We start from the raw sequence: 24,837 nt of genomic DNA, 5'->3' as shown, positions 1-24,837 counted from the left end.
GTCAGCGAACACTCGGAGAAGCCATGTTCCAGCAGAGCCTCGACCCGGTCGGTGGGTCGCTCGCCCTCAGTGCGCTGTGCGGCGCACTGCCACTGCTCACCCTGTTCGTCCTCCTCGGCGGCCTGCGCATGCGGGCCTGGCTCGCCGGTGTCATCTCGCTGGCGGTGTCGCTGGTGGTCGCCATCGCGCTGTTCGAGATGCCCACCGGACAGGCGCTGCTGACCGCCAGCGAGGGCGCGGTCTTCGGGTTCTTCCCGATCATGTGGATCGTGATCAACGCGATCTGGGTCTACAACCTGACCGTCGCCAGCGGCCACTTCGACGTGCTGCGCCGCTCGTTCGGCCGGGTCAGCCCCGACCACCGGATCCAGGCGGTCATCATCGCGTTCTGCTTCGGCGCGCTGCTCGAGGCGCTGGCCGGCTTCGGCACCCCGGTGGCGATCACCGTCGTGATGCTGATGGCGCTCGGGCTGCCGCCGCTGAAGGCCGCCGCGACCGCGCTGATCGCGAACACCGCGCCGGTGGCGTTCGGCGCCCTCGCGGTCCCGATCACCACCCTGGCCACCGTCACCTCCGGCGTCAGCAAGGCCCCCGGCCTCGACGTCGACACCCTGGGCAGCATGGTCGGCCGCCAGACGCCGCTGCTGGCCGTGATCGTCCCGCTGATCCTGGTCTTCGTGGTCGACGGGCGGCGCGGCCTGCGCCAGGCCTGGCTGCCGGCGATCGTCGCCGGCGTGGTGTTCGCGATCGCCCAGTTCGTGGCGTCGAACTACATCTCGGTGCCGCTGACCGACATCGTCGCCTCGCTGGTCTCCGCCGCCGCGGTCGTGCTGCTGCTGCGGGTGTGGACCCCGGTCGAGGAGGTCACCGAGACGACCTCGGGTGCGGAGGTCGGTGCGGCCGGCGCCGGTGCCGGCGAGCCGGTCGCGGTGGGCGGCGGCTCGCGGGTCGCCCGCAGCGCCGGCGGCACCGGCGTCGCGGGGGCGCCCTCCGGCTCGGGTACGACGGGGGCCGGTGCGGCCCCGCACGACTCCCGGGCCGACGTGGCCACCGCGTACGCGCCGTACGTCGTGATCATCGCGCTGTTCGCGATCGCCAACATCCCGGCGGTCAAGACCGCGCTGGCCACCGAGCCGTGGGCGGTGGCGTTCCAGTGGCCGGGCCTCGACCTGCGCAACTCGGCCGGTGACCCGCTCTCGTCGATGACGTTCAACTTCAACTGGCTGCCGGCCGCCGGCACCCTGATGGTGATCGCGGGCCTGATCAGCATGGTCATCCTGCGGATCTCGCCGGCGAAGGCGCTGGGCACCTACGTCAACACCTACCGCGAGCTCAGCCGCGCGATCGTGACCGTGATGGCGGTGCTGGGCCTGGCCTACGTCATGAACGGCTCGGGGGAGACCACCAGCCTCGGCGTGTGGCTGGCCGGCGCCGGCTCGTTCTACGTGGTGCTCGCGCCGGTGCTCGGCTGGATCGGTGTCGCGGTCACCGGGTCGGACACCTCGGCCAACGCGCTCTTCGGCGCGCTGCAGGTGCAGACCGCCGCGAAGGCCGGGCTGGACCCGGTGCTGATGGCGGCCGCGAACTCCTCCGGAGGCGTGCTCGGCAAGATGGTCAGCCCGCAGAACCTCGCCATCGCCGCGGCCGCGGTGGGCATGGCGGGCCGGGAGGGCGACATCTTCCGCAAGGTCCTGGGCTGGAGCCTGGCGATGCTGGCGATCATGTGCGTCATCGTCGCGCTGCAGTCCACCGCCGTGCTCAGCTGGATGGTTCCCTAGCCGCCGACCGCTGGTCCCGGGTGGCCGTCGCCGTGCGCGGCGGCCGCCCGGCGGCCGCTCAGGGGCGGGCGGGCTCGATCCGGCCGGTGACCTCGCCGAGCGCGATCCGGCCGCCGAGGGCGCCGGGGGCGGTGTAGCGCAGCACCACCTCGTCCCCGTCCTCGAGGAAGGTCCGGCCGGTGCCGAACAGCTCCTCGCCGAACGGCTCCCGGCCGCCCCAGCTCAGCTCCAGGAACGAGCCGCGCTGGTCGCGCTCGGTGCCGCTGACGGTGCCGGAGGCGAACAGGTCGCCGGTGCGCGCCGAGGCGCCGTTGACGGTCAGGTGGGCCAGCATCTGGGCGGGCGACCAGTACATCGTGCGGTACGGCGGCCGGCTGACGACCCGGCCGCCGAGTACCACCTCGATGTCGATGTCCAGGCCCCGGGCCTCCTCGGGAGCGAGGTAGGGCAGCGGCAGCGGGTCCTGCCCGGGCAGGTCGGTCCAGGCCGCGCCGAGCGCCTCGAGCGGGGTGACCCACTGGGAGATCGAGGTGGCGAACGACTTGCCCAGGAACGGCCCGAGCGGCACGTACTCCCAGGCCTGGATGTCGCGGGCGGACCAGTCGTTGAGCCCGACCACGCCGAAGACGTGGTCGGCGAAGGCGCTCACCGGCACCCGCTCGCCGAGCGGGCTGCCGGCCCCGACCACGAAGCCGAGCTCGGCCTCGATGTCCAGCCGGGTGCTCGGGCCGTACGCCGGGGCCTGGTCGGCCGGGCCCTTGCGCTGCCCGCAGGGCCGCACCACCGGCGTGCCCGACCCGACCACGGTGCCGGCCCGGCCGTGGTAGCCGACCGGCAGGTGCTTCCAGTTCGGCAGCAGCGCCTCGGCGTCGGGCCGGAAGATCCGCCCGACGTTCGAGGCGTGGTGCTCCGAGGCGTAGAAGTCGACGTAGTCGGCGACCTCCACCGGCAGCTGCAGCGTGACGTCCGCCAGCGGCATCAGGTGCGGCTCGACCAGGTCCCGCTCGGTCTCGTCGGTGAGCAGGCCGGTGATCCAGCGGCGCACCGACCGCCAGACCCGCGGGCCCTCGGCCATGAACGCGTTCAGGGACGGCTCCTCGAAGACGTGGTGCACGTCGAGCATCTCCGCCGCCGAGACCGGGGCGAGGTCGAGCACCAGCTCGCCGATCCGGACACCGACGCGGGGCTCCTCCCCGGGACGGCTGAACACGCCGTACGGCAGGTTGTCGACGTCGAAGAGGGAGCCGGCGGCCCCCTCGACCCAGGTGGTGGTCACGGCTGCTCCAGGAGTCCGAGGGCGATCAGGTCGTCGAGCGGCTCCTGCACCGAGCAGGAGCCGAAGGAGGTGAACCACCGGCGCGCGCCGGCGAGGTCGGCCTCGCGGGCCGCGGCGGCGAGCGCGCCGGCGTCCCGCTGCTCGAGCGCGGCCACGACGTCCTCTTGCGAGGCGCCGTCGAAGGCGAGCCGGGTGGCGAGCAGCACGTTGAGGAAGCCGTGCTGGTCGACCGGCTCCACGAAGCCCTCGGCGGTGGTGTGCCGGACCGCGTGGTGCAGGCCGGCGGTGCACTTGAACGGCGTCTCCCGGTCCAGCGCCGCGTCGATCCACGAGCTCAGCCGGGGGGCGGTGGGGAAGTGGTGCGCGTCCACGCCGCCGGTGCGGAACTTCAGCCGGAGCTCCGCGGCGGCCACCTCGTCGGCGGCGGCGAGCCAGGCGTACGACGGGTCGGCCTGCGGCAGCTCGACGTGCACCGGCACGTCCTCGGCGAGGTCGCCGGCGGCGCGGGCGGCGTCGACGGCGGTGACCACGCGGCGGGCGTTGCCGGCGAGGTCGTCGAGGTCGCGCAGCGCGATCTCGAGGCCGGCCGGCTCGAGGCCGAGCCGGGCGCAGAGCGCGGCGGGGCCGGCGATCTGGCCGGCGCCCCCGGTGACGACGACCGAGACCCGGGCGGCGCAGCCGCGCAGCTGCGGCAGGTCGGTGTCGCGGACCACTAGGGAGCCGACCAGGTCGGCGTACGCCGTGTGCCGCCGCTCGAGGTGGGCGGTGGCCGCGTCGGCGAGGTCGGCGTTCCCGGGCGGGAAGATCGCGGCGTCGTCGACGAGCCCGGTCCAGGTGGGTTCCAGGACGGCGGTCATGCGGCTACTCTAGCCGGGAGGCAGATAACGGACGCAAACGTTCGATTAGCGGACGTGGCGGCAAGGGAGTGTGGTCATGGCGTACTACCGGCAGGTCGGCGAGGTCCCCCCGAAGCGGCACACGCAGTTCCGCGACGGCGAGGGCCGGCTGTTCCGCGAGGAGCTGATGGGCGAGGAGGGCTTCTCCTCCGACTCCTCGCTGCTCTACCACCGGGGGGTGCCGTCGGCGATCGTCGGCGCCGAGGTCTGGGAGCTGCCCGACCAGACGCGGACCCCCAACCACCCGCTCAAGCCGCGGCACCTGAGGCTGCACTCGCTGTTCCCGTCCGGGGCGGCCGACCCGGTCACCGACCGGCGGCTGGTGCTCGGCAACAACGACGTGCGGATCAGCTACGTCGTCACCGGGGACGCGTCCTCGGAGCCCTCGCCCTACTACCGCAACGCCATCGGCGACGAGTGCGTCTACGTCGAGGCCGGCAGCGGCACCGTCGAGACGGTCTTCGGCGCGCTGCGCTACCGCGCGGGCGACTACGTGGTGATCCCGCGCGCGACCACCCACCGCTGGGTGCCCGCCCCGGAGACTGCCGGGCCGAGCCGGCTGTACTTCATCGAGGCCAGCAGCCACATCGCGCCGCCGAAGCGCTACCTCTCCCGCTACGGACAGCTGCTCGAGCACGCGCCCTACTGCGAGCGCGACCTGCACGGGCCGGGCGAGCCGCTGCTCCGGGAGGGCGAGGACGTCGAGGTCCTGGTCAAGCACCGCACCAGCGCCGGCGTCGTCGGCACCCGGATGACCTACGCGACGCACCCGTTCGACGTGGTCGGGTGGGACGGCTGCCTCTACCCCTACACCTTCAACATCGAGGACTACATGCCGATCACCGGCAAGATCCACCAGCCGCCGCCGGTGCACCAGGTCTTCGAGGGCCACAACTTCGTGATCTGCAACTTCCTGCCCCGCAAGGTCGACTACCACCCGCTGGCGATCCCGGTGCCCTACTACCACTCCAACGTCGACAGCGACGAGGTGATGTTCTACGTCGGCGGCGACTACGAGGCCCGCAAGGGCTCGGGGATCGGCCTCGGGTCGATCTCGCTGCACCCGGGCGGCTATGCCCACGGCCCGCAGCCCTCGGCCATCGAGGCCTCGCTCGGCGCGGAGTCCTTCGACGAGTCCGCGGTCATGGTCGACACCTTCGCCCCGCTCGACCTCGGCGAGGGCGGGCTGGCCTGCGAGGACCCGGCGTACGCCTGGACGTGGGCGAGCGACCGGGGCTGAGCGGGGAACGAGATCAGGCCCGACGTCGCGAAGGCCGGGCGAGCGCGCGGCCGAGCCTGCGAAGGCGCGACCGCGGGTCGAGACCCAGTCGATCTCCGAGAGGCGAGGTCGGGGCCCGCGGCACCGCGACCGGCCGCGACGTACGCCGGCCCCTCGCCTCCGCGCCACACTGGGGGCGTGACCAACCCCGAGCGCGACCCCGCCGAGATCACCTGCCGGTCGGTGCCGGCACCTGGCGTCGAGGTGATGGAGCCGCGCGACGTGCCGCTCGGCGGGCCGCGGGCGATGACCGTGCGGCGCACGCTGCCGCAGCGGCACCGCTCGCTGATCGGCGCGTGGTGCTTCGTGGACCACTACGGGCCCGACGACGTCGCCGACACCGGCGGCATGCGGGTCACCCCGCACCCGCACACCGGCCTGCAGACCGTCAGCTGGCTGTTCACCGGCGAGGTCGAGCACCGCGACAGCGCCGGCCACCGGGCCCTGGTCCGGCCGGGCGAGGTCAACCTGATGACCGCCGGGCGCGGCATCAGCCACTCCGAGATCTCGACCGCGGCCACCCGGCGGCTGCACGGTGCCCAGCTGTGGGTAGCGCTGCCCGACTCCGACCGGGACACCGACCCCGGCTTCGACCACCACGTGCCGGAGCCGGTGACCGGCCCCGGCTGGGAGGCGCGGGTCTTCCTCGGGTCGCTGCTGGGCAGCACCTCGCCGGTCCCGACGTACACCCCGCTGCTCGGCGCCGAGCTGCTGCTCGAGCCGGGCACCACCCTCGAGCTCGAGGTCGAGGAGACCTTCGAGCACGGGGCGCTGGTCGACACCGGGGTGCTCGACGTCGGCGGCACCGAGGCCAAGCAGCACGAGCTCGCCTACGTGCCGCCCGGTGAGCGTCGGCTGGTGCTCACGGCGCACGACGCCGCGGTGCGGCTGCTGCTGCTCGGCGGGCCGCCGTTCGGGGAGTCGATCGTGATGTGGTGGAACTTCGTGGGCCGCAGCCACGAGGAGATCGTCGCCTTCCGCGAGGAGTGGCAGCGCCAGATCGCGCCGGGCGGAGCGGTCGTCGGCGACTCCCAGGACGTGGTCGACGGCCGGTTCGGGGTCGTGCTGGGCGACCGCCACGCCCCGATCCCCGCCCCGCCGCTCCCCAACGCGCGGTTGAAGGAGCGCAGCTGAAGGAGCGCGGCTGACCCGCCGGCGGGCCGGGGCCCGGGGCGGGCGAGCGGCGCGATGTCCGCGCCGGGTGACAGGATCGGCATCCATGGGACCGGTGATCGGCGAGGACGGGGTCGCCCGCTGTCCGTGGGCGGGCGGGCCGGGCGTGATGCGCGACTACCACGACACCGAGTGGGGCCGGCCGGTGCAGGGGGAGTCCGCCTACTTCGAGCGGCTGACGCTGGAGGCGTTCCAGTCCGGCCTGTCGTGGTCGACGATCCTGGCCAAGCGCGAGGCGTTCCGCGAGGTCTTCGCCGGCTTCGACGCCGAGGTCGTTGCGGCGTACGACGAAGGCGACCGGGCGCGGCTGATGTCCGACGTCCGGATCGTGCGCAACCGGCTGAAGATCGCCGCCGCGATCACCAACGCGCGGGCGACCCTGGCGCTGCGTGAGGCCGAGGGGCTGGAGGCGCTGGTGCTGTCCTTCTGCCCCGAGCGGCCGCCCGCGCCGGCCACGACCGAGGAGATGGGGACCACCTCGCCGGAGTCGAAGGCGCTGTCGAAGGAGCTCAAGCGGCGGGGCTTCGCGTTCGTGGGGCCGACCACCATGTTCGCGCTGATGGAGGCGATCGGGGTGTTCGACCCCCACCTGACCGGCTGCCACCGGCGCGGCGCGGCCGGCTGAACGCGCCCCGGCTGAGCGGCGCGGCCGGCTGAGCGGGTCCCGGTCGGTCGGAGCGGGCTCAGGGCCTCGCGGCGGCGATCACCCGGGTCAGCATGCCGTGCAGCCGCTGCAGCTCGGCGACCTCGATGCCGAGGGTCGCCACGACCGCGGCGGGGATCTGCTCGGCGTCCTGGCGCAGCGCCCGGCCCCGGGGCGTGAGGCGGACGGCGAGGGCGCGCTCGTCGGACGGGTCGCGTTCCCGGCGTACCAGCCCCGACTCCTCGAGCCTCTTGAGTAGCGGCGACAGCGTGGCCGGCTCGAGCTGGAGCAGCCGGCTCAGCTCGCGGACCGAGAGCGGTTGGTGCTCCCACAGCGCCAGCATCACGAGGTACTGCGGGTGGGTCAGGCCCAGCGGCTCCAGCAGCGGGCGGTAGATCGCGACCACGCTGCGGGAGGCGACCGACAGCGCGAAGCAGACCTGGTCCTCGAGGGCCAGCGGGTTGGCCGGCAGTGCGTCACTCGTCACATTGGTGAGTGTACAAAACGTTAGTACACTTACCAATAGCCCCGAGCAGGGGACCCCAGCAGTGGAGACGCCGCCGATGAGCCAGCCCGCCTCGACCCCACGCCGGCGCCGGCACCTGATGGACCCGAACAACCCGCGGCCCCAGGTGCAGGGCGGCATGAGCATGACGTCGGTCCAGAAGTGGGTGATGTCGGTGCTCGCGGTGACCACGATCGGCCACTTCTCGGCCGGCCTGGTGATCGCCGCGGTGTTCCTCGACACCCGCGGCGTCGGCGCCCAGGTGGCGCTCGACCTGATCGCCGGCCTGGTGGGCGTGCTCGGCGTCGCCGCCGGCTTCCTCATCCACGGCCGCCGACCGTTCACCCCCTGGCTGGTCGCCGGCCTGATCCCCGCCGCGATCGGCCTCTACTACATCCTCTGACCGCGGCCGGCCGGCGCCGGTCAGCGCAGCGCGGCGGCCTCGCGGGCGAGCCGCTCGACCCGAGCCCAGTCACCGGCGGCGAGGGCGTCCTTCGGGGTGAGCCAGGAGCCGCCGACGCAGCCGACGTTCGGCAGCGAGAGGTACGCCGGGGCGCTCGCCGCGGTGATCCCGCCGGTGGGGCAGAACCGGGCGGCGGGCACGGGCGAGGCGACCGAGGACAAGAACGCGGCCCCGCCGGAGGCCTCGGCCGGGAAGAACTTCATCTCGGTGCGACCGGTCTCGAGCACCGCCAGCACCTCCGAGACGGTGGCGGTGCCGGGCAGGAACGGCAGCCCGGTGTCGGCCATGCCCGCGAGCAGCGCGGGCGTCGCGCCGGGGGAGACGAGGAACTGGGCCCCGGCGGCACGGGCCTCCTCGGCCTGGCCGGGGGTCAGGATCGTGCCGGCGCCGACCAGGATCTCGGGCACCTCCGCGGCGATCGCGCGGATCGCGTCGAGCGCGACCGGGGTGCGCAGCGTCAGCTCGATGACCGGCAGGCCGCCGGCGACAAGGGCGCGGGCGACCGGCACGGCCTGGGCCGGGTCGTCGACGACGACGACCGGCACGACCGGCACTCGGTCGAGCAGGGAGCGGGACTCAGACACGGACAACGGAGACCTCCTCGGGTGGGACGGGCACGCCTGGGAAGACGCTGGCGCCGGCGTCGGCCGGGCCGACGGTGGCACGGAACGCCGCGAACAGCTCGCGCCCGGTGCCGGTCCACTCCGGTCCCTGGGGCGCGCGGCCGGTGGCCTCGCGAGCGGCGAGCTCGGCGCGGTCCACGTGCAGGTCGAGGGTGCCCGCCACCGCGTCCACGGTGACCAGGTCGCCCTCGCGGACCCGGGCCAGCGGCCCGCCCAGGGCGGCCTCCGGCGTCACGTGGATGGCGGCCGGGACCTTGCCGGAGGCGCCGGACATCCGCCCGTCGGTCACGATCGCGACCTGCTGGCCGCGGTCCTGGAGCACGCCGAGCGCGGGGGTGAGCTTGTGCAGCTCGGGCATGCCGTTGGCGGCCGGCCCCTGGTAGCGGATCACCGCGACCAGGTCGCGGCCGTCGAGCTCGCCGGCGTCGAAGGCGGCGAGGAAGTCGTGCTGGTCGTCGAAGACCACCGCGGGCGCGGTGACCGCCCGGTGCTCGGGCTTGACCGCCGAGGTCTTGATCACCGCCCGGCCCAGCGGGCCGGTCAGCAGCTTGAGCCCGCCGTCGGGGGAGAACGGGTCCTCAGCCGATCGCAGCACCGCCGGGTCCAGCGAGGCCTTCGGGCCCTCCTCCCAGGTCAGCTCGGAGCCACGCAGTCGCGGCTCGGTGGTGTAGCGCCACAGGCCATGGCCGGCGACGGTCCGCACGTCCTCGTGCAGCAGGCCGGCCCGCAGCAGCGTGTGGACGAGGAAGGCGATGCCACCGGCGGCGTGGAAGTGGTTCACGTCCGCCTCGCCGTTGGGGTAGATCCGCGAGAGCGACGGCACCACGGCCGAGAGGTCGGACAGGTCGTCCCAGGTCAGGTCGACGCCGGCCGCCCGCGCGATCGCCACGAGGTGCAGGGTGTGGTTGGTCGAGCCGCCGCTGGCCAGCAGCGCCACGCAGGCGTTGACGATCGCCTTCTCGTCGACGATCTCGCCGATCGGCGTGGGCTCCCCGCCCTGCGGGGTGATCGCGGTGACCCGCTCGCCGGCGGCGCGGGTCAGCGCCTCGCGCAGCGGGGTGCCGGGGTTCACGAACGACGAGCCGGGCAGGTGCAGGCCGAGCACCTCCATCAGCAGCTGGTTGGAGTTCGCGGTGCCGTAGAAGGTGCAGGTGCCCGCCGAGTGGTACGACGCGGCCTCGGCCTCGAGCAGCTCCTCGCGGCCGACCTTGCCCTCGGCGTACAGCTGGCGGACCCTGGCCTTCTCGCCGTTCGGCAGCCCCGAGGCCATCGGCCCGGCCGGGACGAAGACCGTGGGCAGGTGGCCGAAGGACAGCGCGCCGATCAGTAGGCCGGGCACGATCTTGTCGCAGACGCCGAGCATCAGCGCGCCGTCGAACATGTCGTGGGAGAGCGCGATCGCGGTGGACATCGCGATCACGTCGCGGCTGAACAGCGAGAGCTGCATCCCGTCGCGACCCTGGGTGATGCCGTCGCACATCGCGGGCACGCCGCCGGCGAACTGGGCGATGCCGCCGGCGCGGGCGACCGCCTTCTTCAGCTCCCGCGGGTAGGCCTCGAACGGCTGGTGCGCCGAGAGCATGTCGTTGTAGGCCGAGACGATCGCGACGTTGGGCTTGGTGCGCCCGCGCAGCGCCTGCTTGCCGGCGTCGTCCGCGGCGGCGAAGCCGTGGGCCAGGTTGGCGCAGGCCAGGCGGCCGCGGCGGGGACCGCGGTCGGAGGCGGCGCGGATCCGCTCGAGGTAGGCCGCGCGGCCGGGCGCGCTGCGCTCGGCGATGCGCGCGGTGACCTCGGTGAGGGTCGGGTGGAGCGTGGTCACTGGTCGGACTCCTGCCAGGATCGGCCATCGCGCTCGAGGAGCGTGGTGGCGGCTACGGGTCCGCTGGTGCCGGCCGGGTAGCGCAGCGGCTGGTCCGGCGAGGAGGCCCAGCGGTTGAGGATCGGCTCGACCCACGTCCATGCCGCCTCGACCTCGTCGCGGCGCATGAACAGGGTCGGGTTGCCCTTGATGACGTCCATCAGCAGACGCTCGTAGGCGTCGGGGAGGCGCTGGGCGAACGCGGTGGCGTAGCTCAGGTCCAGCGACACCGGGCGCAGGCGGATCCCGCCCGGCCCCGGCTCCTTGGCGGTCAGGTGCAGGCGCATGCCCTCGTCGGGCTGGACCTGGATGTGCAGCCGGTTGGGCTCGCTGACGCCCTCGCTGCCGGGGAACATGTGGTGCGGCGGCGCCTTGAAGACCACCACGATCTCGGAGGCGCGGCGGTCCATCCGCTTGCCGGTGCGCAGGTAGAACGGCACGCCCGACCAGCGCCAGTTCTGGACCTCGGTCTTCATGGCCACGAACGTCTCGGTGCGCGACCGGGCCCCGTCCAGCCCGGTGCGGCCGAGGTCGTCGGCGTACGACGGGACCGGCTCGCCCTCGACCAGCCCGGCGGCGTAGCGGCCCCGGACCGTGTGCTGGTCGATGTCGACCGGCGTCATCGGCTTGAGCGCCTGCAGCACCTTGAGCTTCTCGTCGCGGACGGTCTCCCGGCCGATGTGGGTCGGCGGCTCCATGGCGACCAGGCAGAGCAGCTGGAGCAGGTGGTTCTGCACCATGTCGCGCAGCGCGCCGGCGTTGTCGTAGTAGGGGCCGCGCTCGCCGACGCCGAGCGACTCGGCGACGGTGATCTGCACGTGGTCGACCCACCGCGAGTTCCACAGCGGCTCGAGGAAGGCGTTGGCGAAGCGGGTGACCAGGAGGTTCTGGACGCTCTCCTTGCCCAGGTAGTGGTCGATGCGGAAGATCTGGGACTCCTCGAAGACCCGGCCCACCGCGTCGTTGACCGCCTGCGCGGAGGCGAGGTCGTGGCCGATCGGCTTCTCCAGAACGACCCGGGCGCGCTCGTCGACCACGCCGATCTCCTCCAGCCGGGTGCTGAGGTCGCCGAAGAGCGAGGGCGCGACCGCCAGGTAGAAGACCCGCACGGTGGTCTCCGCGTGCGGGCGGTCCTTGAGCAGCGCGTGGAAGCGGTGCCAGTCCTCGGGCTCGCGGGCGTCCAGCACCAGGTGCCGCAGCCGCCCGAGGAACCGCGCCACGACGGCCTCGTCGAGGTCGCCGGCCGCGACGTGCGTCCGCAGCGCGGTGCGGACCTCCTCGCGCCAGCCCTCGTCGTCCAGCTCGGAGCGGGAGACCCCCAGCACGCGGGTGTCGGCAGGCAGCTGGCCCTCCAGGTCGCGCTGGTAGAGCGCGGGCAGCAGCTTGCGCAGCGCCAGGTCGCCGGTGCCCCCGAAGACGGTGAAGTCGCAGGAGTCGGGGACCGGGTAGGTGCTCGCGATCTCAGCCATGGTGACCACCGTAGGGAGAAGTTTGGATCGTTACAAGCAGGACTAAGGTATTTTTGAGATCGAAGTGCCGTTCAACGTCGGGCCGGGCAGGAGGAGGACCATGAGCGACGCCGACGCCGGGCCGGGCGCCCTCCGCGACCCCGAGCCCGTACGCCGTGAGCCGGCGCTGCGTGAATCGGTCCTGCGTGAGTCGGCGGCGCCGCCCACCGCGGGGGAGCTGCTCGACCTCGTCCGCGCCGGGCGCGCGCACACCCGCTCGGAGCTGCGCCGGCTGACCGGCCTCTCCCGCACCGCCGTGGTGACCCGGGTCAACGCCCTCACCGACGCCGGGCTGTTGCGGGTGGGCGAGGAGCTCGCCTCGACCGGCGGCCGGCCCCCCGGCGCGCTGCTGTTCAACCGGGAGGCCGGGGTGGTCCTGGCCGTGGCGGTCGGGCGGTCCCGCAGCCAGATCGCGGTCTTCGACCTCGACGGCGGCGAGCTCGCCGCCGACTCCGGCGACCACGAGGTCGGGGTCGGGCCCGAGCAGCTGATGCCCCGGATCGCCGAGCGGTCCGCGGCGCTGCTCGCGGGCGTCGGTCCGCGGGTGGTCGGCGTCGGGCTGAGCCTGCCCGGCACCGTCGACGTGGTCCGCGGGGTGAGCCTGGACTCGCCGGTGATGCGCGGGTGGGACGGGGTCGACCTGGCGCCGTACCTCGCCGGCGTCGCCGAGGCCCCGCTGTTCGTCGGCAACGACGTCGACGTGATGGCCCGGGCCGAGCGGCTGGCCGGGCGCGGCCTGCGCGACGCGCTCGTGGTCAAGGCGTCCACCGGCCTCGGGCTCGGCATCGTCGCCGACGGGCGGGTGCTCGCCGGCCACCTCGGGGCCGCCGGGGAGATCGGGCACACCTGGTTCCCGCCCGCAGCGGGGGTCGCCTGCCGGTGCGGGCGGACCGGCTGCCTGGAGGCGGTCGCCGGCGGCTGGGCGCTGGTCGCCCGGATGGCCCGGGAGCACCCCGACCGCGCGGTCGGGCACGTGCGCGGCCTGGTCGCGCTCGCGCAGCGCGGCGACCCGGAGGCGCGCAGCCTGCTCCGCGAGAGCGGGCACCAGCTCGGCGAGCTGCTCGCGGTGGCGGTCAACCTGCTCAACCCGGCCGAGATCGTGATCGGTGGGGACATGGCGGCCGCGTTCGACGTCTACGCCGCCGGCGTGCGCGAGAGCGTGTTCGCCCGGGCCTCGGCGCTGGCCACCCGCCACCTGCGCATCCTCCCGGCCACCCACGGCGACCGGGCCGGCCTGGTCGGCTGCGCGGCGCTCGCGCTGGACCACGTGCTGGCCCCCGCGGCCGTCGACGCCCACCTCGCGGCGCTGGCCGCGGCCGCGCCGCGCTGACCCGCGCCGCACTGACCCGCGCCGCACCGACCCGCGCGGGGCCGGTCCTCCGTCCCGGGCTGTGCCGGCCTCGATAGGTTGGCCCCATGGCACGCGTGCACGCGTTCGGTGACGACGCGCTCGGGGACCTCGACGCGGTCGGGCTGGTCGCCCGGATCCAGGACCGCAGCGTCTCGGTGCCCGAGGTGGTGGCCGCCGCGATCGCGCGGGTCGGCCGGCTGGACCCGGAGCTGAACGCGGTGGCCTTCCCGGCGTACGACCGCGCGCGCAGCGAGGCGGCGAACCCGCGCGGCGGGTTCTTCGCCGGCGTGCCCACCTTCCTCAAGGACAACGTCGACGTGGCCGGCATGCCCACCGGGCAGGGCTGCGACGCCTACGCCCCGCGACCGAGCGAGCGCGACGGCGACCTCGCGCGGATGTACCTCGCCACCGGGCTGCTGCCGCTGGGCAAGACCCGGCTCTCGGAGTTCGGCTTCAGCCCGTCCGCCGAGCACCCGCGGCTCGGTGCGGTGCGCAGCCCGTGGGACCCCTCCCGCACCGCCGGGGCCTCCTCGGCCGGCTCCGCCGCGCTGGTCGCCGGCGGCGCGGTGCCGATCGCGCACGCCAACGACGGCGGGGGCTCGATCCGGATCCCGGCCTCGGTCAACGGCCTGGTCGGGCTCAAGCCCACCCGGGACCGGCTGGCCCAGGACCGGCTGACGCGGGGCATGCCGGTCCGCATCGTCAGCGACGGGGTGCTGACCCGCAGCGTCCGGGACACCGCGGCGTTCCTCCGCGAGGCCGAGAAGGTCTACCGGGCGCTGCACCTGCCGCCGGTGGGGGACATCACCCGCCCCTCCCGCGCCCGGTTGCGGGTCGGCGTCGTCACCCGGGGCGTCGGGGTCGACGCCGCCCCCGAGGTCGCCGAGCTGACCCTGAAGACGGCCGGGCTGCTCGAGGGCCTGGGCCACCACGTGGAGACCGTGGACCCCCCGGTCCCGGACTCGTTCCGCGACGACTTCCTCCTCTACTGGGGGCTGCTCGCGCTGGCCATCGTCCACACCGGCCGCCGTCAGCACGGCCGGACCTGGGACCCGAGCCGCCTCGACAACCTCACCCTCGGCCTGGCCCGCCACGCCCGCCGCCACCTGCACCGGGTGCCGCTGGCCATCCACCGCCTCAAGCGGTCCCGCCGGGCCTCGGCCGCCTTCTTCCGTGACCACGACGTCGTGCTCTGCCCGACGCTGGCCTCCGAGACGCCGCCGGTCGGGTACCTCGACCCGACCCAGGACTACGAGACCGTCCTCGCGCGGGTGCTGGAGTGGGTGGCGTTCACCCCGCTGCAGAACGCCACCGGCGACCCCGCCGTCTCCCTGCCGCTCGCGACCACGGCGGCCGGGCTGCCCCAGGGGATGATGCTCGGCGCGGCCGCCGGTCGGGAGGCCACGCTGCTGGAGCTCGCCTACGAGCTCGAGGAGGCCCACCCCTGGGCCCGCATCCAGGACTGACGCCCTCCGATCCGGCGAGTCAGCGCAGGTTGACGCCGTACGGGCAGCACGGGCCGCGAGTCGGCGCATGTTGACGCCGTACGACGGGCCCGGGGTGTCAACGAGCGCCGACTCGCGGTCTCAGCGGGGGGCCACCAGCAGGGCCTGGGAGGAGCGGGCGACCAGGCCGCGCCGGTCGTGGACCGCGGCGGTGGCGACGCCGACCGAGCCCGGCCCGAGGGTCGTCTCGGCGTCCAGGCAGACCCACTCGCCCACGGGCGGTCGGAGCACGTGCACGGTCAGCTCGGTGTTGAGGAACGTCCAGCGTCGTACGTCGAGGGCCGCGCTCACGCCCGAGGCCGAGTCGACACAGGCCAGCAGCCGCTGCAGCGGGGTGATCGGCTCGCCCTCGACCAGGTCCGGCGGCCGCATCCACACGACGCCCGGTCCGGCCTCCTCGACCGACCCGACGACCCAGCGCCACTCGACGGCGTCGAGGTAGCCGCCGTGCCAGGCGGTCGGCCGCGGGTGCACCTTCCCGTCCTCTGGTCCGTGGACGGGCGGGGTCGGGCGCGCCGGGCCGGCCTCGGAGGCCGGGAACACCCAGGCCCGCGCCGAGGCGACCACCCGGTCGCGGCCGACGTCGTAGAGCTCGGCGCCGACCAGCTGCACCGAGCGGCCCGGGCGCAGCACGGTGGTGCTGGTGGCGAGCGGGCCCACCGGCACCGGGCCGTGGAGCTCCATGGTGAACCGGCCCACGACCCCGCCCCCGACACTCTCGACGGCACGGCCGAGGAGGGCCGCCGGCGGGCCGCCGTGCTGGGCCTCGGGGGACCACGGGCCGGCGGCCCAGGGGAGCGTGTCGACCGTCTCCCGACCCGCCGCCGAGCGGTCGCGCAAACGGTAGAAAGCCCGGTCGTGGGAGGGGTCCGGGGTCGATTTTTCGATCACGTCAGTCCTGTGTATTGTTCTCGCTCGTTGCCCCTTTAGCTCAGTCGGCAGAGCGTCTCCATGGTAAGGAGAAGGTCTACGGTTCGATTCCGTAAAGGGGCTCTGGGCGTGGGTTGTCGTCGGCCAGTATCGTGGCCGGCGTGCCCTGTCCCGGTGGCGGGGTAGCTCAGGTGGTTAGAGCACACGGCTCATAATCGTGGTGTCGCGGGTTCGAGTCCCGCCCCCGCTACTTAGTCTCGACCCTCGACCTAGCAACAAAGGACTTCCCGTGGCCAGCAAGAGCTCCGACGTTCGCCCCAAGATCACGCTCGCCTGCGTGGACTGCAAGGAGCGCAACTACATCACCAAGAAGAACCGCCGCAACGACCCCGACCGTCTCGAGCTGGCGAAGTTCTGCCCGCGCTGCCGCAAGCACACCGCGCACCGCGAGACCCGCTGAGCCCGGTTGCCGCACGGCGACCCGAGCGAGCCCCACTGGGATCCACGGCGATCCACAGACAGCGTCCCTCGAGGGCGGCCCCCGTCACGGGTGCCGCCCTCGAGCCGTTCCCGGGCGTGCTTTCGGGGGGCGTGAGTTCGGGGCGGGCCCGATGCCCTCACTAGGCTGGCCCCCATGCCAGTCGACCAGTCGCTCGTCGGACGGGTGTTCCCGCCGACCAGCCCCCACACCGTCTCCGAGCAGCAGGTGAGTGCGTTCGTCGCCGCCACCGGCGGGGAGTACGACGGCGGCCCGGCGCCGGCGACGTACCCCATCGTGCTGGCCTTCGACGCGATGAACGCCTTCCTCGAGGCCGAGGCCCTCGACCTGTTCCGGATCGTGCACGGCGACCAGAAGTTCGCCTACGAGCGACCGGTGGTGCCCGGCGACGTCCTGACCGCCACGCTGACGGTCGCGTCGCTGCGCCAGATCGCCGGCAACGACATCATCGGGACCACCAGCGAGATCCGCGACGCCGACGGCGCGCTGGTCTGCTCGACCAGCGCCACCCTCGTCCACCGCGGCCCCGAGGAGGGCGCATGAGCCTGCCGACCCGGACCTTCACGATCACCCGCGCCGACCTGGTCGCCTACGCCCACGCCAGCGGTGACCACAACCCGATCCACCAGGACGAGCAGGTGGCCCGCAGCGTCGGGCTCCCCGGCGTGATCGCCCACGGCATGTACACCATGGCGCTCGCGGCCCGGGCGGTCTCCAGCTGGTTCCCGGGCGCCGAGGTGCTCAGCTTCGGCTGCAAGTTCACCAACCCGGTGGTGGTCCCGGCCGAGGGGGGCGTCGACCTCGAGGTGGCCGGCGAGGCCAAGCCGGCCGAGGACGGGCTGACCGCCGTGTCGCTCACCGTCACCTGCGGCGGCCAGAAGGTGCTCGGCACGCCCAGGGCGGTCGTGCGTGCCTGAGCCCGAGCGGCTGCGCGACCACACCACGCTGCGCCTGGGCGGTCCCGCCCGGCGGTTCGTGACCGCGACCACCGAGGAGGAGGTCGTGGCGGCCGTTCGCGCCGGCGACGAGGCGGGCGAACCGGTCCTCGTGCTCGGCGGCGGCAGCAACCTCGTGGTCGCTGACGAGGGGTTCCCGGGGACCGTGGTCGAGGTCGCCACCCGCGGGGTGCGCGCGGACGTCGAGGACGGCGCCGACCCCGGCTGCGGCGGCGTGCTCGTGCGGGTGGCCGCGGGGGAGACGTGGGACGACCTGGTCGCCCGGGCCGTGGTCTCCGGCTGGGTCGGCGTCGAGGCGCTCTCGGGCATCCCCGGTTCGGTCGGCGCCACCCCGGTCCAGAACGTCGGCGCCTACGGCCAGGAGGTGTCCCAGACCATCGCGACGGTCCGGGTCTGGGACCGCGTGCTCAAGGGCGTGCGCACCTTCGCCGCCGCCGACTGCGGCTTCGGCTACCGGCACAGCCGCTTCAAGGCCGACCGCCTGGATCCGTGGGGCGGCCGCCACGTGGTGCTCGAGGTGACCTTCCAGCTGCGGCAGGGCGACCTCGGCGCGCCGGTCGAGTACGCCGAGCTGGCGCGCACCCTCGGCGTCGAGCAGGGGGAACGAGCGGCGGCGGCCGACGTCCGCGCGGCGGTGCTCGGCCTGCGCGCCGGCAAGGGCATGGTCCTCGACGAGGGCGACCACGACACCTGGAGCGCCGGGTCGTTCTTCACCAACCCCCTCGTCGATCCCGCGGAGGTGCCCGAGGGGGCGCCCGCGTGGCCGCAACCGGACGGCCGGGTGAAGACCAGCGCGGCCTGGCTGATCGACCACGCCGGGTTCGCCAAGGGGTACGGCGACGGCCCGGCCGGGCTCTCGACCAAGCACCCGCTCGCCCTCACCAACCGGGGCTCGGCCACGACGGCGGACCTGCTGGCCCTCGCCCGGGAGGTCCGCGACGGCGTGCAGGAGAAGTTCGGCATCCGGCTGGTCAACGAGCCGGTGCTGGTCGGCTGCGAGCTGTAGCGCGTCAGCGGTGGGCCTGCCACCGGTTCCGGTGTGGGATCGGTGGTTCAGGCACCGCCGGGCCGGTGTGGGTGGCGGTGAGCCTGCCACCGGTTCGGGTGCGGGATCGGTGGCTCACGCACCGCCGGGCCGCGAGCTCAGTCCCCGGGGTCGGCCTTCAGCCAGTCGTCGACCTCGCCCAGCAGCTCGTCCTTCAGCGACTCCGGCGCCCGCGACCCGCGGATCGACATCCGGCCCAGCTCGGCGAGCTGCTCGTCGGAGAGGTCGTGGGCGGCGCGCATGGTGGCGTACTGGCCCTCGAGCCGCGAGCCGAAGAGCAGCGGGTCGTCGGCGCCCAGTGCGACGGTGGCTCCCGCGGCCAGCAGCGTCGGCAGCGGCACCGAGGTGAGGTCGGAGTAGACGCCGAGCGACACGTTCGAGGTCGGGCAGACCTCGAGCACGACGCCCGCCTCCGCGATCCGCTCCAGCAGCGCCGGGTCCTCCGCGGACCGTACGCCGTGCCCGAGCCGGTCGGCGTGCAGCGCGTCCAGGCAGGAGCGGATGCTCGCGGGGCCGAGCAGCTCTCCCCCGTGCGGGACCAGGCTGAGCCCGGCCCGCTCGGCGATCGCGAACGCGGGGGCGAACTCCGAGGTGGTCCCGCGCCGTTCGTCGTTGGACAGGCCGAAGCCCACGACGCCGCGGCCGGCGTACTGCGCGGCGAGCCGGGCCAGGGTCCGTGCGTCGAGGGGGTGCCGGGTCCGGTTCGCGGCGATCACCACCGCGATGCCCAGCCCGGTGGACTCCGCCGCCGACCGCGCCGCGTCCAGCACCAGGTCGGTGAAGGCCGTGATGCCGCCGAACCGGGCGCCGTAGCCGCTGGGGTCCACCTGGATCTCCAGCCACCGGCCGCCGTCGCGCACGTCGTCCTCGGCGGCCTCGCGGACCAGCCGGCGCACGTCCTCCTCGGTCCTCAGCACCGACCGGGCGACGTCGTAGAGCCGCTGGAAGCGGAACCAGCCCTTCTCGTCCGCGGCCGAGAGCCGCGGCGGCCAGTCCCGCACCAGCGACTCGGGCAGCACGATCCCGTCGCGCTCGGCCAGCTCGAGCAGCGTCTCGTGCCGCATCGAGCCGGTGAAGTGCAGGTGCAGGTGCGCCTTGGGCAGGCGGGTGAGGTCGCGCAACTCAGGCGAACAGCTTCTGCAGCCGGGTGATGCCCTCGACCAGGTCGTCGTCGCCGAGCGCGTACGACAGCCGCAGGTAGCCCGGCGACCCGAACGCCTCACCCGGCACCACCGCGACCTCGGCCCGGTCGAGGATGTACTCCGCGAGCTCCGCGGAGGTCCCGATCACCCGGCCGCCGTGCTCCCGGCCGAGCAGCCCCTTCACCGACGGGTAGGCGTAGAAGGCGCCGTGCGGGGTCGGGCAGACGACGCCGTCGATCTCGTTGAGCATCGCCACGATCGTGCGCCGGCGCCGGTCGAAGGCGAGCTTCATCTCCTCCACCGCGGCGAGGTCGCCGGAGACGGCGGCCAGGGCGGCACGCTGGGCGACGTTGGAGACGTTCGACGTGGCGTGGGACTGCAGGTTCGTGGCCGCCTTGACCAGGTCGTCGGGGCCGATCATCCAGCCGACCCGCCAGCCGGTCATGGCGTAGGTCTTGGCGACCCCGTTGACGATCACGCAGCGCTCGGCGATCTCCGGGCACAGCACGGGCATCGAGCCGGTCTCGACGCCGTCGTAGACCAGGTGCTCGTAGATCTCGTCGGTGAGCACCCACAGGTCGTGCTCGGCGGCCCAGCGACCGACCTCGCGGATCTCCTCGGCGGTGTAGACCGAGCCGGTGGGGTTCGAGGGCGAGACGAACAGCAGCACCTTGGTGTGCTCGGTGCGGGCGGCCTCGAGCTGCGCGACGCTCACCTTGTAGTCCTGGGTCTCGTCGGCCAGCACCTCCACCGGCACCCCGCCGGCGAGCCGGATCGACTCGGGGTAGGTGGTCCAGTACGGCGCCGGCACGATCACCTCGTCGCCCGGGTCCAGCATGACCGCGAAGGCGGCGTAGATGGCCTGCTTGCCGCCGTTGGTCACCAGCACCTGCGACGGGGCGATCTCCAGGCCGCTGTCGCGCCGGGTCTTCTCGACGATCGCCTTCTTCAGCTCCGGCAGCCCCCCGGCCGGGGTGTAGCGGTGGTTGCGCGGGTCCCGGCAGGCCTCGACCGCGGCCTCGACGACGTACGCCGGGGTCGGGAAGTCCGGCTCGCCGGCACCGAAGCCGATCACCGGGCGGCCCTCGGCCTTGAGCGCCTTGGCCTTGGCGTCGACCTTGAGCGTCGCGGACTCCGCGATCGCGCCGACCCGCCGGGAGACACGGCGGTCGCGAGGGCTGGTCCCGGGCTGGCGGCTGCCGGGCTGGGTGGTCGAGGTCTCGGTCATGGAGCCATCGTAGGTGCCGCGTGCGGGGCCGGCACGGGCCCGCCGCCAGGGAAGACACCCGGGAAGACGCCAGGGAAGACAGCAGGGGAGGCCCCGGCAGGCCGGAGCGGGGACGGGTCCGGGTGGGCGGCGCGGCGGGACCCGCTTTGGTGGCAGGCGCCGGCTACCCGTAGACTCCCGTTTTGGTGGTTTCCCACAGGCTCCGGCCTGCCCGGAACGCCACCGGAGGGCACTAGCTCAACTGGCAGAGCATCGGTCTCCAAAACCGAAGGTTGGGGGTTCAAGTCCCTCGTGCCCTGCAGGATCAAGCAGGACAGCACCACCACGATGACCCGAGATTGAACAGCCACATCAGCTTGGTCGGCTGCCGGACGGCGACCAGAGCGTCGGACGAGGAGAGGTGACGCGCGTGTCGGACAGCAAGGCGGTCCGCGGATCGCGGGACAGCAGCACCGAGAAGCGCACCAGCATCCCCACGTTCTACCGCCAGGTGATCGCGGAGCTGCGCAAGGTGGTGTGGCCGACCCAGCAGCAGCTGATCACCTACTTCGTGGTGGTCATGGCCTTCGTCATCTTCATGATGGCGCTGGTCGCGGGACTGGACCTGGCCTTCGGCAAGCTCATCTTCGCGGTCTTCGCCGGCAACTCCGGTCAGTGACCGGTGGCGCCGGACGGCGCCCCAGTGCCTAGCCGCAGCGCCAACCAGAGTGACAACCAGCAACATCCAAGAGCCAGTGACATCTGAAGTGACGGAGCAACACGTGTCGGACCAGTACGACTCGGTCGAGACCGAGGAGACCCTCGAGGAGCCCCGGCTCGACGCCGAGGTGACCGACGAGGACACCGACCAGGAGATGGGCCTCGACGACACCGAGTCCGAGGCGACCTCGCAGGAGCTCGACGACGCAGCCACCGAGCAGGCGGACGTCGAGCAGGTGGACGCCGAGCAGGCGGACGTCGAGGAGGAGCCGGCCGAGGACGACCCGCTCGAGGCGTTCCGCCGCGAGCTGTGGGCGAAGCCGGGCGACTGGTTCGTCGTGCACACCTACTCCGGCATGGAGAACCGGGTGAAGTCGAACCTGGAGAACCGCATCATCTCGCTGAACATGGAGGACTACATCCACGAGATCGTGGTCCCCACCGAAGAGGTCGCCGAGATCAAGAACGGCCAGCGCAAGATGGTCAAGCGGACCGTCCTGCCCGGCTACGTGCTGGTCCGCATGGACCTCACCGACGAGTCCTGGGCCGCGGTGCGCCACACCCCGTCGGTCACCGGCTTCGTCGGCCACAGCCACCAGCCGGTGCCGCTGAGCATGTCCGAGGTCGAGGCCATGCTGGCGCCCGCCGTGGTCGCCCGCGCCGAGGCCGAGGCGATCGCCGCCGGCACGCCGGTCGCCGCCTCCGGTGGCGCGACGGCCGCGAAGCGCCCGGTCGAGGTGGCCGACTTCGACGTGTCCGACTCGGTCATGGTCGTGGACGGCCCGTTCGCCACGCTGCACGCGACGATCACCGAGATCAACGCGGAGTCCCAGCGGGTCAAGGCACTCGTGGAGATCTTCGGCCGCGAGACCCCGGTCGAGCTCAGTTTCTCCCAGATCCAGCGCGTCTGAGGCCGGTCCCGGGCCCCTGGGGCCCGGAGAGCCGGAGGACCGGATTTCACAGTCCGCGCGCAAGCACGCACAATAGATCGGTTGCCTGAGGGCAGCAGGTGGCAGAGGGCGCCGTACACCCTCGTCAGGACCACGAGACAGAAAGAGAAGCAATGCCTCCCAAGAAGAAGATCGCCGCGCTCGTCAAGGTGCAGCTCCAGGCCGGTGCGGCCACCCCGGCCCCGCCGGTCGGTACCGCCCTCGGTCCGCACGGTGTGAACATCATGGAGTTCTGCAAGGCGTACAACGCCCAGACCGAGTCCATGCGCGGCAACGTGATCCCGGTCGAGATCACCATCTACGAGGACCGCTCGTTCACCTTCGTCACCAAGACCCCGCCGGCTGCGGAGCTGATCAAGAAGGCTGCCGGCCTCCAGAAGGGCTCCGGCGTCCCGCACAAGGAGAAGGTCGGCAAGCTCACCAAGGACCAGGTGCGCGAGATCGCCCAGACCAAGCTCCCGGACCTCAACGCGAACGACCTCGACGCCGCGATGAAGATCGTCGAGGGCACCGCCCGCTCGATGGGCGTCACCACCGACAGCTGAGCCCCGGGCTCAGCCGATCCACTCGTTCCGTGGAAGGACCGCGCTGGTCCGCTCACCACGTCCTGAAAGTAGGAACCCCATGCAGCGCAGCAAGACCTACCGCTCGGCGGCGGAGACGTTCGACAAGGACGAGCTCTACGCCCCGCTGACCGCGATCAAGATCGCCAAGAACGCGAGCAAGAAGAAGTTCGACGAGACCGTGGACGTCGTCATGCGTCTCGGCGTCGACCCCCGCAAGGCCGACCAGATGGTCCGTGGCACCGTGAACCTGCCGCACGGCACCGGCAAGACCTCCCGGGTCCTGGTGTTCGCGAACGGCGACAAGGCGGACGCCGCTCGTGAGGCGGGCGCCGACGTCGTCGGTGGCGACGAGCTCATCGAGAAGGTGGCCGGCGGCTGGCTCGACTTCGACGCCGTCGTCGCGACGCCCGACATGATGGGCAAGGTCGGCCGGCTCGGCCGCGTGCTCGGCCCCCGTGGCCTGATGCCGAACCCGAAGACCGGCACCGTGACGCCGGACGTCGCCAAGGCGGTCTCCGACATCAAGGGCGGCAAGATCGAGTTCCGCGTCGACCGGCACGCGAACCTGCACTTCATCATCGGCAAGGCCTCCTTCGACGAGGCCCAGCTCGCGGAGAACTACGCCGCGGCGCTCGAGGAGGTGCTCCGGCTCAAGCCGGCCAGCTCCAAGGGCCGCTACCTGCGGAAGGTCACCGTCTCCACGACCATGGGCCCCGGCGTCCAGGTCGACCCGAACCGCGTCAAGAACGTCGCGGTGGAGGACGAGAGCACCTCCGCCTGATCGCAGGCGCTGACTACGCCGACGCCCCGGTCACCGTTCGGTGACCGGGGCGTCGTACGTTCTCGGCCATGCGCTGCGTGATCCTCGACGACTACCAGGGCGTCGCGACGTCGTACGCCGACTGGTCGGTGCTGCCCGGCGTGGAGGTCACCGCGCTGCGCGAGCACCTCACCGACGAGGCCGACCTGGCCGCCGCGATCGGCGACGCCCAGGCGCTGGTGGTGATGCGGGAGCGCACCCCGGTGACCGCGTCGCTGCTGGACCGGCTGCCCGGCCTCGGGCTGGTGGTGACCAGCGGGATGCGCAACGCCGCCATCGACCTCGAGGCCTGCCGCGGTCGGGGGCTCACCGTCTGCGGCACCGCGTCCGCCTCGACCCCGCCGGGCGAGCTGACCTGGGCGCTGATCCTCGGCCTGGTCCGGCACCTGGTCCCGGAGTCCACCGCCATGGCGACCGGCGGCCGCTGGCAGTCCACGGTCGGACGCGACCTCGCCGGGGCGACGCTCGGGCTGGTCGGGCTGGGCAGGATCGGCACCCGGGTGGCCGCGGTCGGCGCGGCGTTCGGGATGGACGTGCTGGCCTGGAGCCCGCACCTGACCGCGCAGCGGGCCGGCGACGGCGGCGCCCGCCTCGCCCCGTCGCTGGCCGCGCTGCTGGGGGAGAGCGACGTGGTCAGCCTGCACCTGGTGCTCTCCGACTCCACCCGCGGGCTGATCGGGCGTGCCGAGCTCGCCGCGATGCGGCCGACCTCCTACCTCGTGAACACCTCGCGCGCCGGACTGGTGGACACCGAGGCGCTCGTCGAGGCGCTGCGCGAGGGCCGGCTCGCCGGTGCCGGGCTCGACGTGTACGACGAGGAGCCGCTCCCCGCCGACCACCCGCTCCGGCGGCTGCCCACCGTGCTGGGCACCCCGCACCTCGGCTACGTCAGCGAGGGCAACTACCGCCGCTACTACACCGAGGCGGTGCAGGACGTCGCCGCTTGGCTGGCCGGCAGCCCGGTCCGCGAGCTCACCTGACGACCAGACGCCGCGGCCCTCGTCCGGCGCTCGTCCGGGCCGAATTGCCCGGGCCGATTTGGCCGGCCGGTGTCCCCGGCCGTAGAGTTCCCGACTGAAACCAGAGACCGCCGGTCGTCGTGCTGCTGTCAGCTCGACCGAAGGTACCGCGAAGAGCGGACGACCTGCGCAGGTGAGCAGAGCAAGGCCGGGCCCGCCCGGCCGTCCACGCCCTGAGCGCCCGT

At 73.4% G+C, this 24,837-nt stretch carries 25 protein-coding genes and 3 tRNA genes; 19 read left to right on the top strand and 9 right to left on the bottom strand.

What is annotated here, in order from left to right; translation table 11 throughout:
- The first annotated feature begins 23 nt into the window (after window positions 1-23).
- Window positions 24-1,778: an L-lactate permease gene (locus BJZ21_RS17575; RefSeq protein WP_179664955.1), complete on the top strand. Its 1,755-nt coding sequence runs from the start codon at window positions 24-26 to the stop codon at window positions 1,776-1,778.
- Window positions 1,779-1,836: 58 nt separating this feature from the next.
- On the opposite strand, the gene fahA is transcribed toward BJZ21_RS17575, so the two are convergent.
- Window positions 1,837-3,054 (bottom strand): fumarylacetoacetase, encoded by a 1,218-nt coding sequence (fahA, locus tag BJZ21_RS17570; protein WP_179664954.1) that lies wholly within the window; start codon window positions 3,052-3,054, stop codon window positions 1,837-1,839.
- A complete protein-coding gene (locus tag BJZ21_RS17565) occupies window positions 3,051-3,911 on the bottom strand; it encodes a hypothetical protein (protein WP_179664953.1) in 861 nt (286 codons plus the stop codon). Before BJZ21_RS17565 ends, fahA begins: the two co-directional genes overlap by 4 nt.
- Window positions 3,912-3,987: 76 nt before the next feature.
- Here BJZ21_RS17565 and BJZ21_RS17560 point away from each other — a divergent pair, with 76 nt between their 5' ends.
- The 3 genes from BJZ21_RS17560 (at window position 3,988) to BJZ21_RS17550 (ending at window position 7,027) form a co-directional block, all read left to right on the top strand.
- Entirely contained in the window at window positions 3,988-5,190 is a 1,203-nt protein-coding gene (locus BJZ21_RS17560; protein ID WP_179664952.1) for a homogentisate 1,2-dioxygenase, read from the top strand.
- A gap of 177 nt (window positions 5,191-5,367) precedes the next feature.
- A complete protein-coding gene (locus BJZ21_RS17555) occupies window positions 5,368-6,363 on the top strand; it encodes a pirin family protein (protein ID WP_179664951.1) in 996 nt (331 codons plus the stop codon).
- Window positions 6,364-6,448: 85 nt separating this feature from the next.
- Complete coding sequence (locus tag BJZ21_RS17550; RefSeq protein WP_179664950.1) at window positions 6,449-7,027, top strand: DNA-3-methyladenine glycosylase I; 579 nt, start codon at window positions 6,449-6,451, stop codon at window positions 7,025-7,027.
- 58 nt (window positions 7,028-7,085) lie between these two features.
- Here BJZ21_RS17550 and BJZ21_RS21195 read toward each other — a convergent pair whose 3' ends face one another.
- Window positions 7,086-7,532 carry a MarR family winged helix-turn-helix transcriptional regulator gene (locus BJZ21_RS21195; RefSeq protein WP_343052200.1) on the bottom strand — a complete coding sequence of 149 codons (447 nt, stop codon included), beginning with the start codon at window positions 7,530-7,532 and terminating at the stop codon, window positions 7,086-7,088.
- 76 nt (window positions 7,533-7,608) lie between these two features.
- Here BJZ21_RS21195 and BJZ21_RS17540 point away from each other — a divergent pair, with 76 nt between their 5' ends.
- A complete protein-coding gene (locus BJZ21_RS17540; protein ID WP_179664948.1) occupies window positions 7,609-7,953 on the top strand; it encodes a hypothetical protein in 345 nt (114 codons plus the stop codon).
- 20 nt (window positions 7,954-7,973) lie between these two features.
- On the opposite strand, the gene eda is transcribed toward BJZ21_RS17540, so the two are convergent.
- Genes eda through zwf form a run of 3 tightly spaced genes read right to left on the bottom strand, consistent with a single transcriptional unit; the run spans window position 7,974 to window position 11,963 of the window.
- Window positions 7,974-8,597, bottom strand: a complete 624-nt coding sequence (gene eda / locus BJZ21_RS17535) for a bifunctional 4-hydroxy-2-oxoglutarate aldolase/2-dehydro-3-deoxy-phosphogluconate aldolase (protein ID WP_179665776.1) — start codon at window positions 8,595-8,597, stop codon at window positions 7,974-7,976.
- Window positions 8,590-10,455, bottom strand: coding sequence for a phosphogluconate dehydratase (gene edd / locus BJZ21_RS17530; RefSeq protein WP_179664947.1), 1,866 nt, complete (start codon window positions 10,453-10,455; stop codon window positions 8,590-8,592). Before edd ends, eda begins: the two co-directional genes overlap by 8 nt.
- Window positions 10,452-11,963, bottom strand: coding sequence for a glucose-6-phosphate dehydrogenase (zwf, locus tag BJZ21_RS17525; protein WP_179664946.1), 1,512 nt, complete (start codon window positions 11,961-11,963; stop codon window positions 10,452-10,454). Before zwf ends, edd begins: the two co-directional genes overlap by 4 nt.
- A 100-nt stretch (window positions 11,964-12,063) precedes the next feature.
- Between zwf and BJZ21_RS17520 the strand changes: the two genes are divergently transcribed.
- Together BJZ21_RS17520 and BJZ21_RS17515 are read left to right on the top strand one after the other, a co-directional pair.
- A complete protein-coding gene (locus tag BJZ21_RS17520) occupies window positions 12,064-13,332 on the top strand; it encodes an ROK family transcriptional regulator (RefSeq protein ID WP_179664945.1) in 1,269 nt (422 codons plus the stop codon).
- Window positions 13,333-13,418: 86 nt separating this feature from the next.
- Window positions 13,419-14,819: an amidase gene (locus BJZ21_RS17515; protein ID WP_179664944.1), complete on the top strand. Its 1,401-nt coding sequence runs from the start codon at window positions 13,419-13,421 to the stop codon at window positions 14,817-14,819.
- A gap of 120 nt (window positions 14,820-14,939) precedes the next feature.
- Here the strand turns inward: BJZ21_RS17515 and BJZ21_RS17510 are convergent, their stop codons facing one another.
- Window positions 14,940-15,749, bottom strand: coding sequence for an acyl-CoA thioesterase domain-containing protein (locus BJZ21_RS17510; RefSeq protein WP_218851537.1), 810 nt, complete (start codon window positions 15,747-15,749; stop codon window positions 14,940-14,942).
- Between the two features lie 29 nt (window positions 15,750-15,778).
- Here BJZ21_RS17510 and BJZ21_RS17505 point away from each other — a divergent pair.
- From BJZ21_RS17505 to BJZ21_RS17480, 6 genes are all read left to right on the top strand, one after another.
- Window positions 15,779-15,851, top strand: a tRNA-Thr gene (locus BJZ21_RS17505).
- Window positions 15,852-15,904: 53 nt separating this feature from the next.
- A tRNA-Met gene (locus BJZ21_RS17500) sits at window positions 15,905-15,978 on the top strand.
- A 39-nt stretch (window positions 15,979-16,017) separates the two neighbouring features.
- Window positions 16,018-16,188, top strand: coding sequence for a 50S ribosomal protein L33 (gene rpmG, locus BJZ21_RS17495; protein WP_121804265.1), 171 nt, complete (start codon window positions 16,018-16,020; stop codon window positions 16,186-16,188).
- Window positions 16,189-16,362: 174 nt separating this feature from the next.
- The gene (locus tag BJZ21_RS17490; RefSeq protein WP_179664943.1) at window positions 16,363-16,770 is read left to right on the top strand and encodes an FAS1-like dehydratase domain-containing protein; all 408 of its coding nucleotides are present in this window, start codon (window positions 16,363-16,365) and stop codon (window positions 16,768-16,770) included.
- On the top strand, window positions 16,767-17,144 hold the full coding sequence (locus tag BJZ21_RS17485) for a MaoC/PaaZ C-terminal domain-containing protein (protein ID WP_179664941.1): 378 nt from the start codon (window positions 16,767-16,769) through the stop codon (window positions 17,142-17,144). Before BJZ21_RS17490 ends, BJZ21_RS17485 begins: the two co-directional genes overlap by 4 nt.
- The gene (locus tag BJZ21_RS17480) at window positions 17,137-18,189 is read left to right on the top strand and encodes a UDP-N-acetylmuramate dehydrogenase (protein WP_179664939.1); all 1,053 of its coding nucleotides are present in this window, start codon (window positions 17,137-17,139) and stop codon (window positions 18,187-18,189) included. The genes BJZ21_RS17485 and BJZ21_RS17480 overlap by 8 nt, the downstream gene beginning before the upstream one ends.
- Before the next feature lie 137 nt (window positions 18,190-18,326).
- On the opposite strand, the gene BJZ21_RS17475 is transcribed toward BJZ21_RS17480, so the two are convergent.
- Complete coding sequence (locus tag BJZ21_RS17475; RefSeq protein ID WP_179664938.1) at window positions 18,327-19,349, bottom strand: adenosine deaminase; 1,023 nt, start codon at window positions 19,347-19,349, stop codon at window positions 18,327-18,329.
- A gap of 1 nt (window position 19,350) precedes the next feature.
- Complete coding sequence (locus BJZ21_RS17470; RefSeq protein WP_179664936.1) at window positions 19,351-20,598, bottom strand: pyridoxal phosphate-dependent aminotransferase; 1,248 nt, start codon at window positions 20,596-20,598, stop codon at window positions 19,351-19,353.
- Between the two features lie 226 nt (window positions 20,599-20,824).
- Between BJZ21_RS17470 and BJZ21_RS17465 the strand changes: the two genes are divergently transcribed.
- From BJZ21_RS17465 to BJZ21_RS17440, 6 genes are all read left to right on the top strand, one after another.
- A tRNA-Trp gene (locus BJZ21_RS17465) sits at window positions 20,825-20,897 on the top strand.
- Window positions 20,898-21,007: 110 nt separating this feature from the next.
- On the top strand, window positions 21,008-21,256 hold the full coding sequence (gene secE / locus BJZ21_RS17460) for a preprotein translocase subunit SecE (RefSeq protein ID WP_179664934.1): 249 nt from the start codon (window positions 21,008-21,010) through the stop codon (window positions 21,254-21,256).
- A gap of 103 nt (window positions 21,257-21,359) precedes the next feature.
- A complete protein-coding gene (gene nusG, locus BJZ21_RS17455) occupies window positions 21,360-22,208 on the top strand; it encodes a transcription termination/antitermination protein NusG (RefSeq protein ID WP_425490526.1) in 849 nt (282 codons plus the stop codon).
- A gap of 152 nt (window positions 22,209-22,360) precedes the next feature.
- The gene (gene rplK, locus BJZ21_RS17450; RefSeq protein WP_179664932.1) at window positions 22,361-22,792 is read left to right on the top strand and encodes a 50S ribosomal protein L11; all 432 of its coding nucleotides are present in this window, start codon (window positions 22,361-22,363) and stop codon (window positions 22,790-22,792) included.
- A 79-nt stretch (window positions 22,793-22,871) separates the two neighbouring features.
- A complete protein-coding gene (gene rplA, locus BJZ21_RS17445) occupies window positions 22,872-23,594 on the top strand; it encodes a 50S ribosomal protein L1 (protein ID WP_179664931.1) in 723 nt (240 codons plus the stop codon).
- Window positions 23,595-23,662: 68 nt separating this feature from the next.
- The gene (locus BJZ21_RS17440) at window positions 23,663-24,613 is read left to right on the top strand and encodes a D-2-hydroxyacid dehydrogenase family protein (RefSeq protein WP_179664929.1); all 951 of its coding nucleotides are present in this window, start codon (window positions 23,663-23,665) and stop codon (window positions 24,611-24,613) included.
- The last annotated feature ends 224 nt before the right edge of the window (window positions 24,614-24,837 follow it).

It is taken from the genome of Nocardioides panaciterrulae (genome assembly GCF_013409645.1).
Lineage (GTDB): Bacteria > Actinomycetota > Actinomycetes > Propionibacteriales > Nocardioidaceae > Nocardioides > Nocardioides panaciterrulae.
The sequence above is the reverse complement of the archived record's forward strand: the minus strand, read 5'-3'. Positions and strand labels throughout refer to the sequence as shown.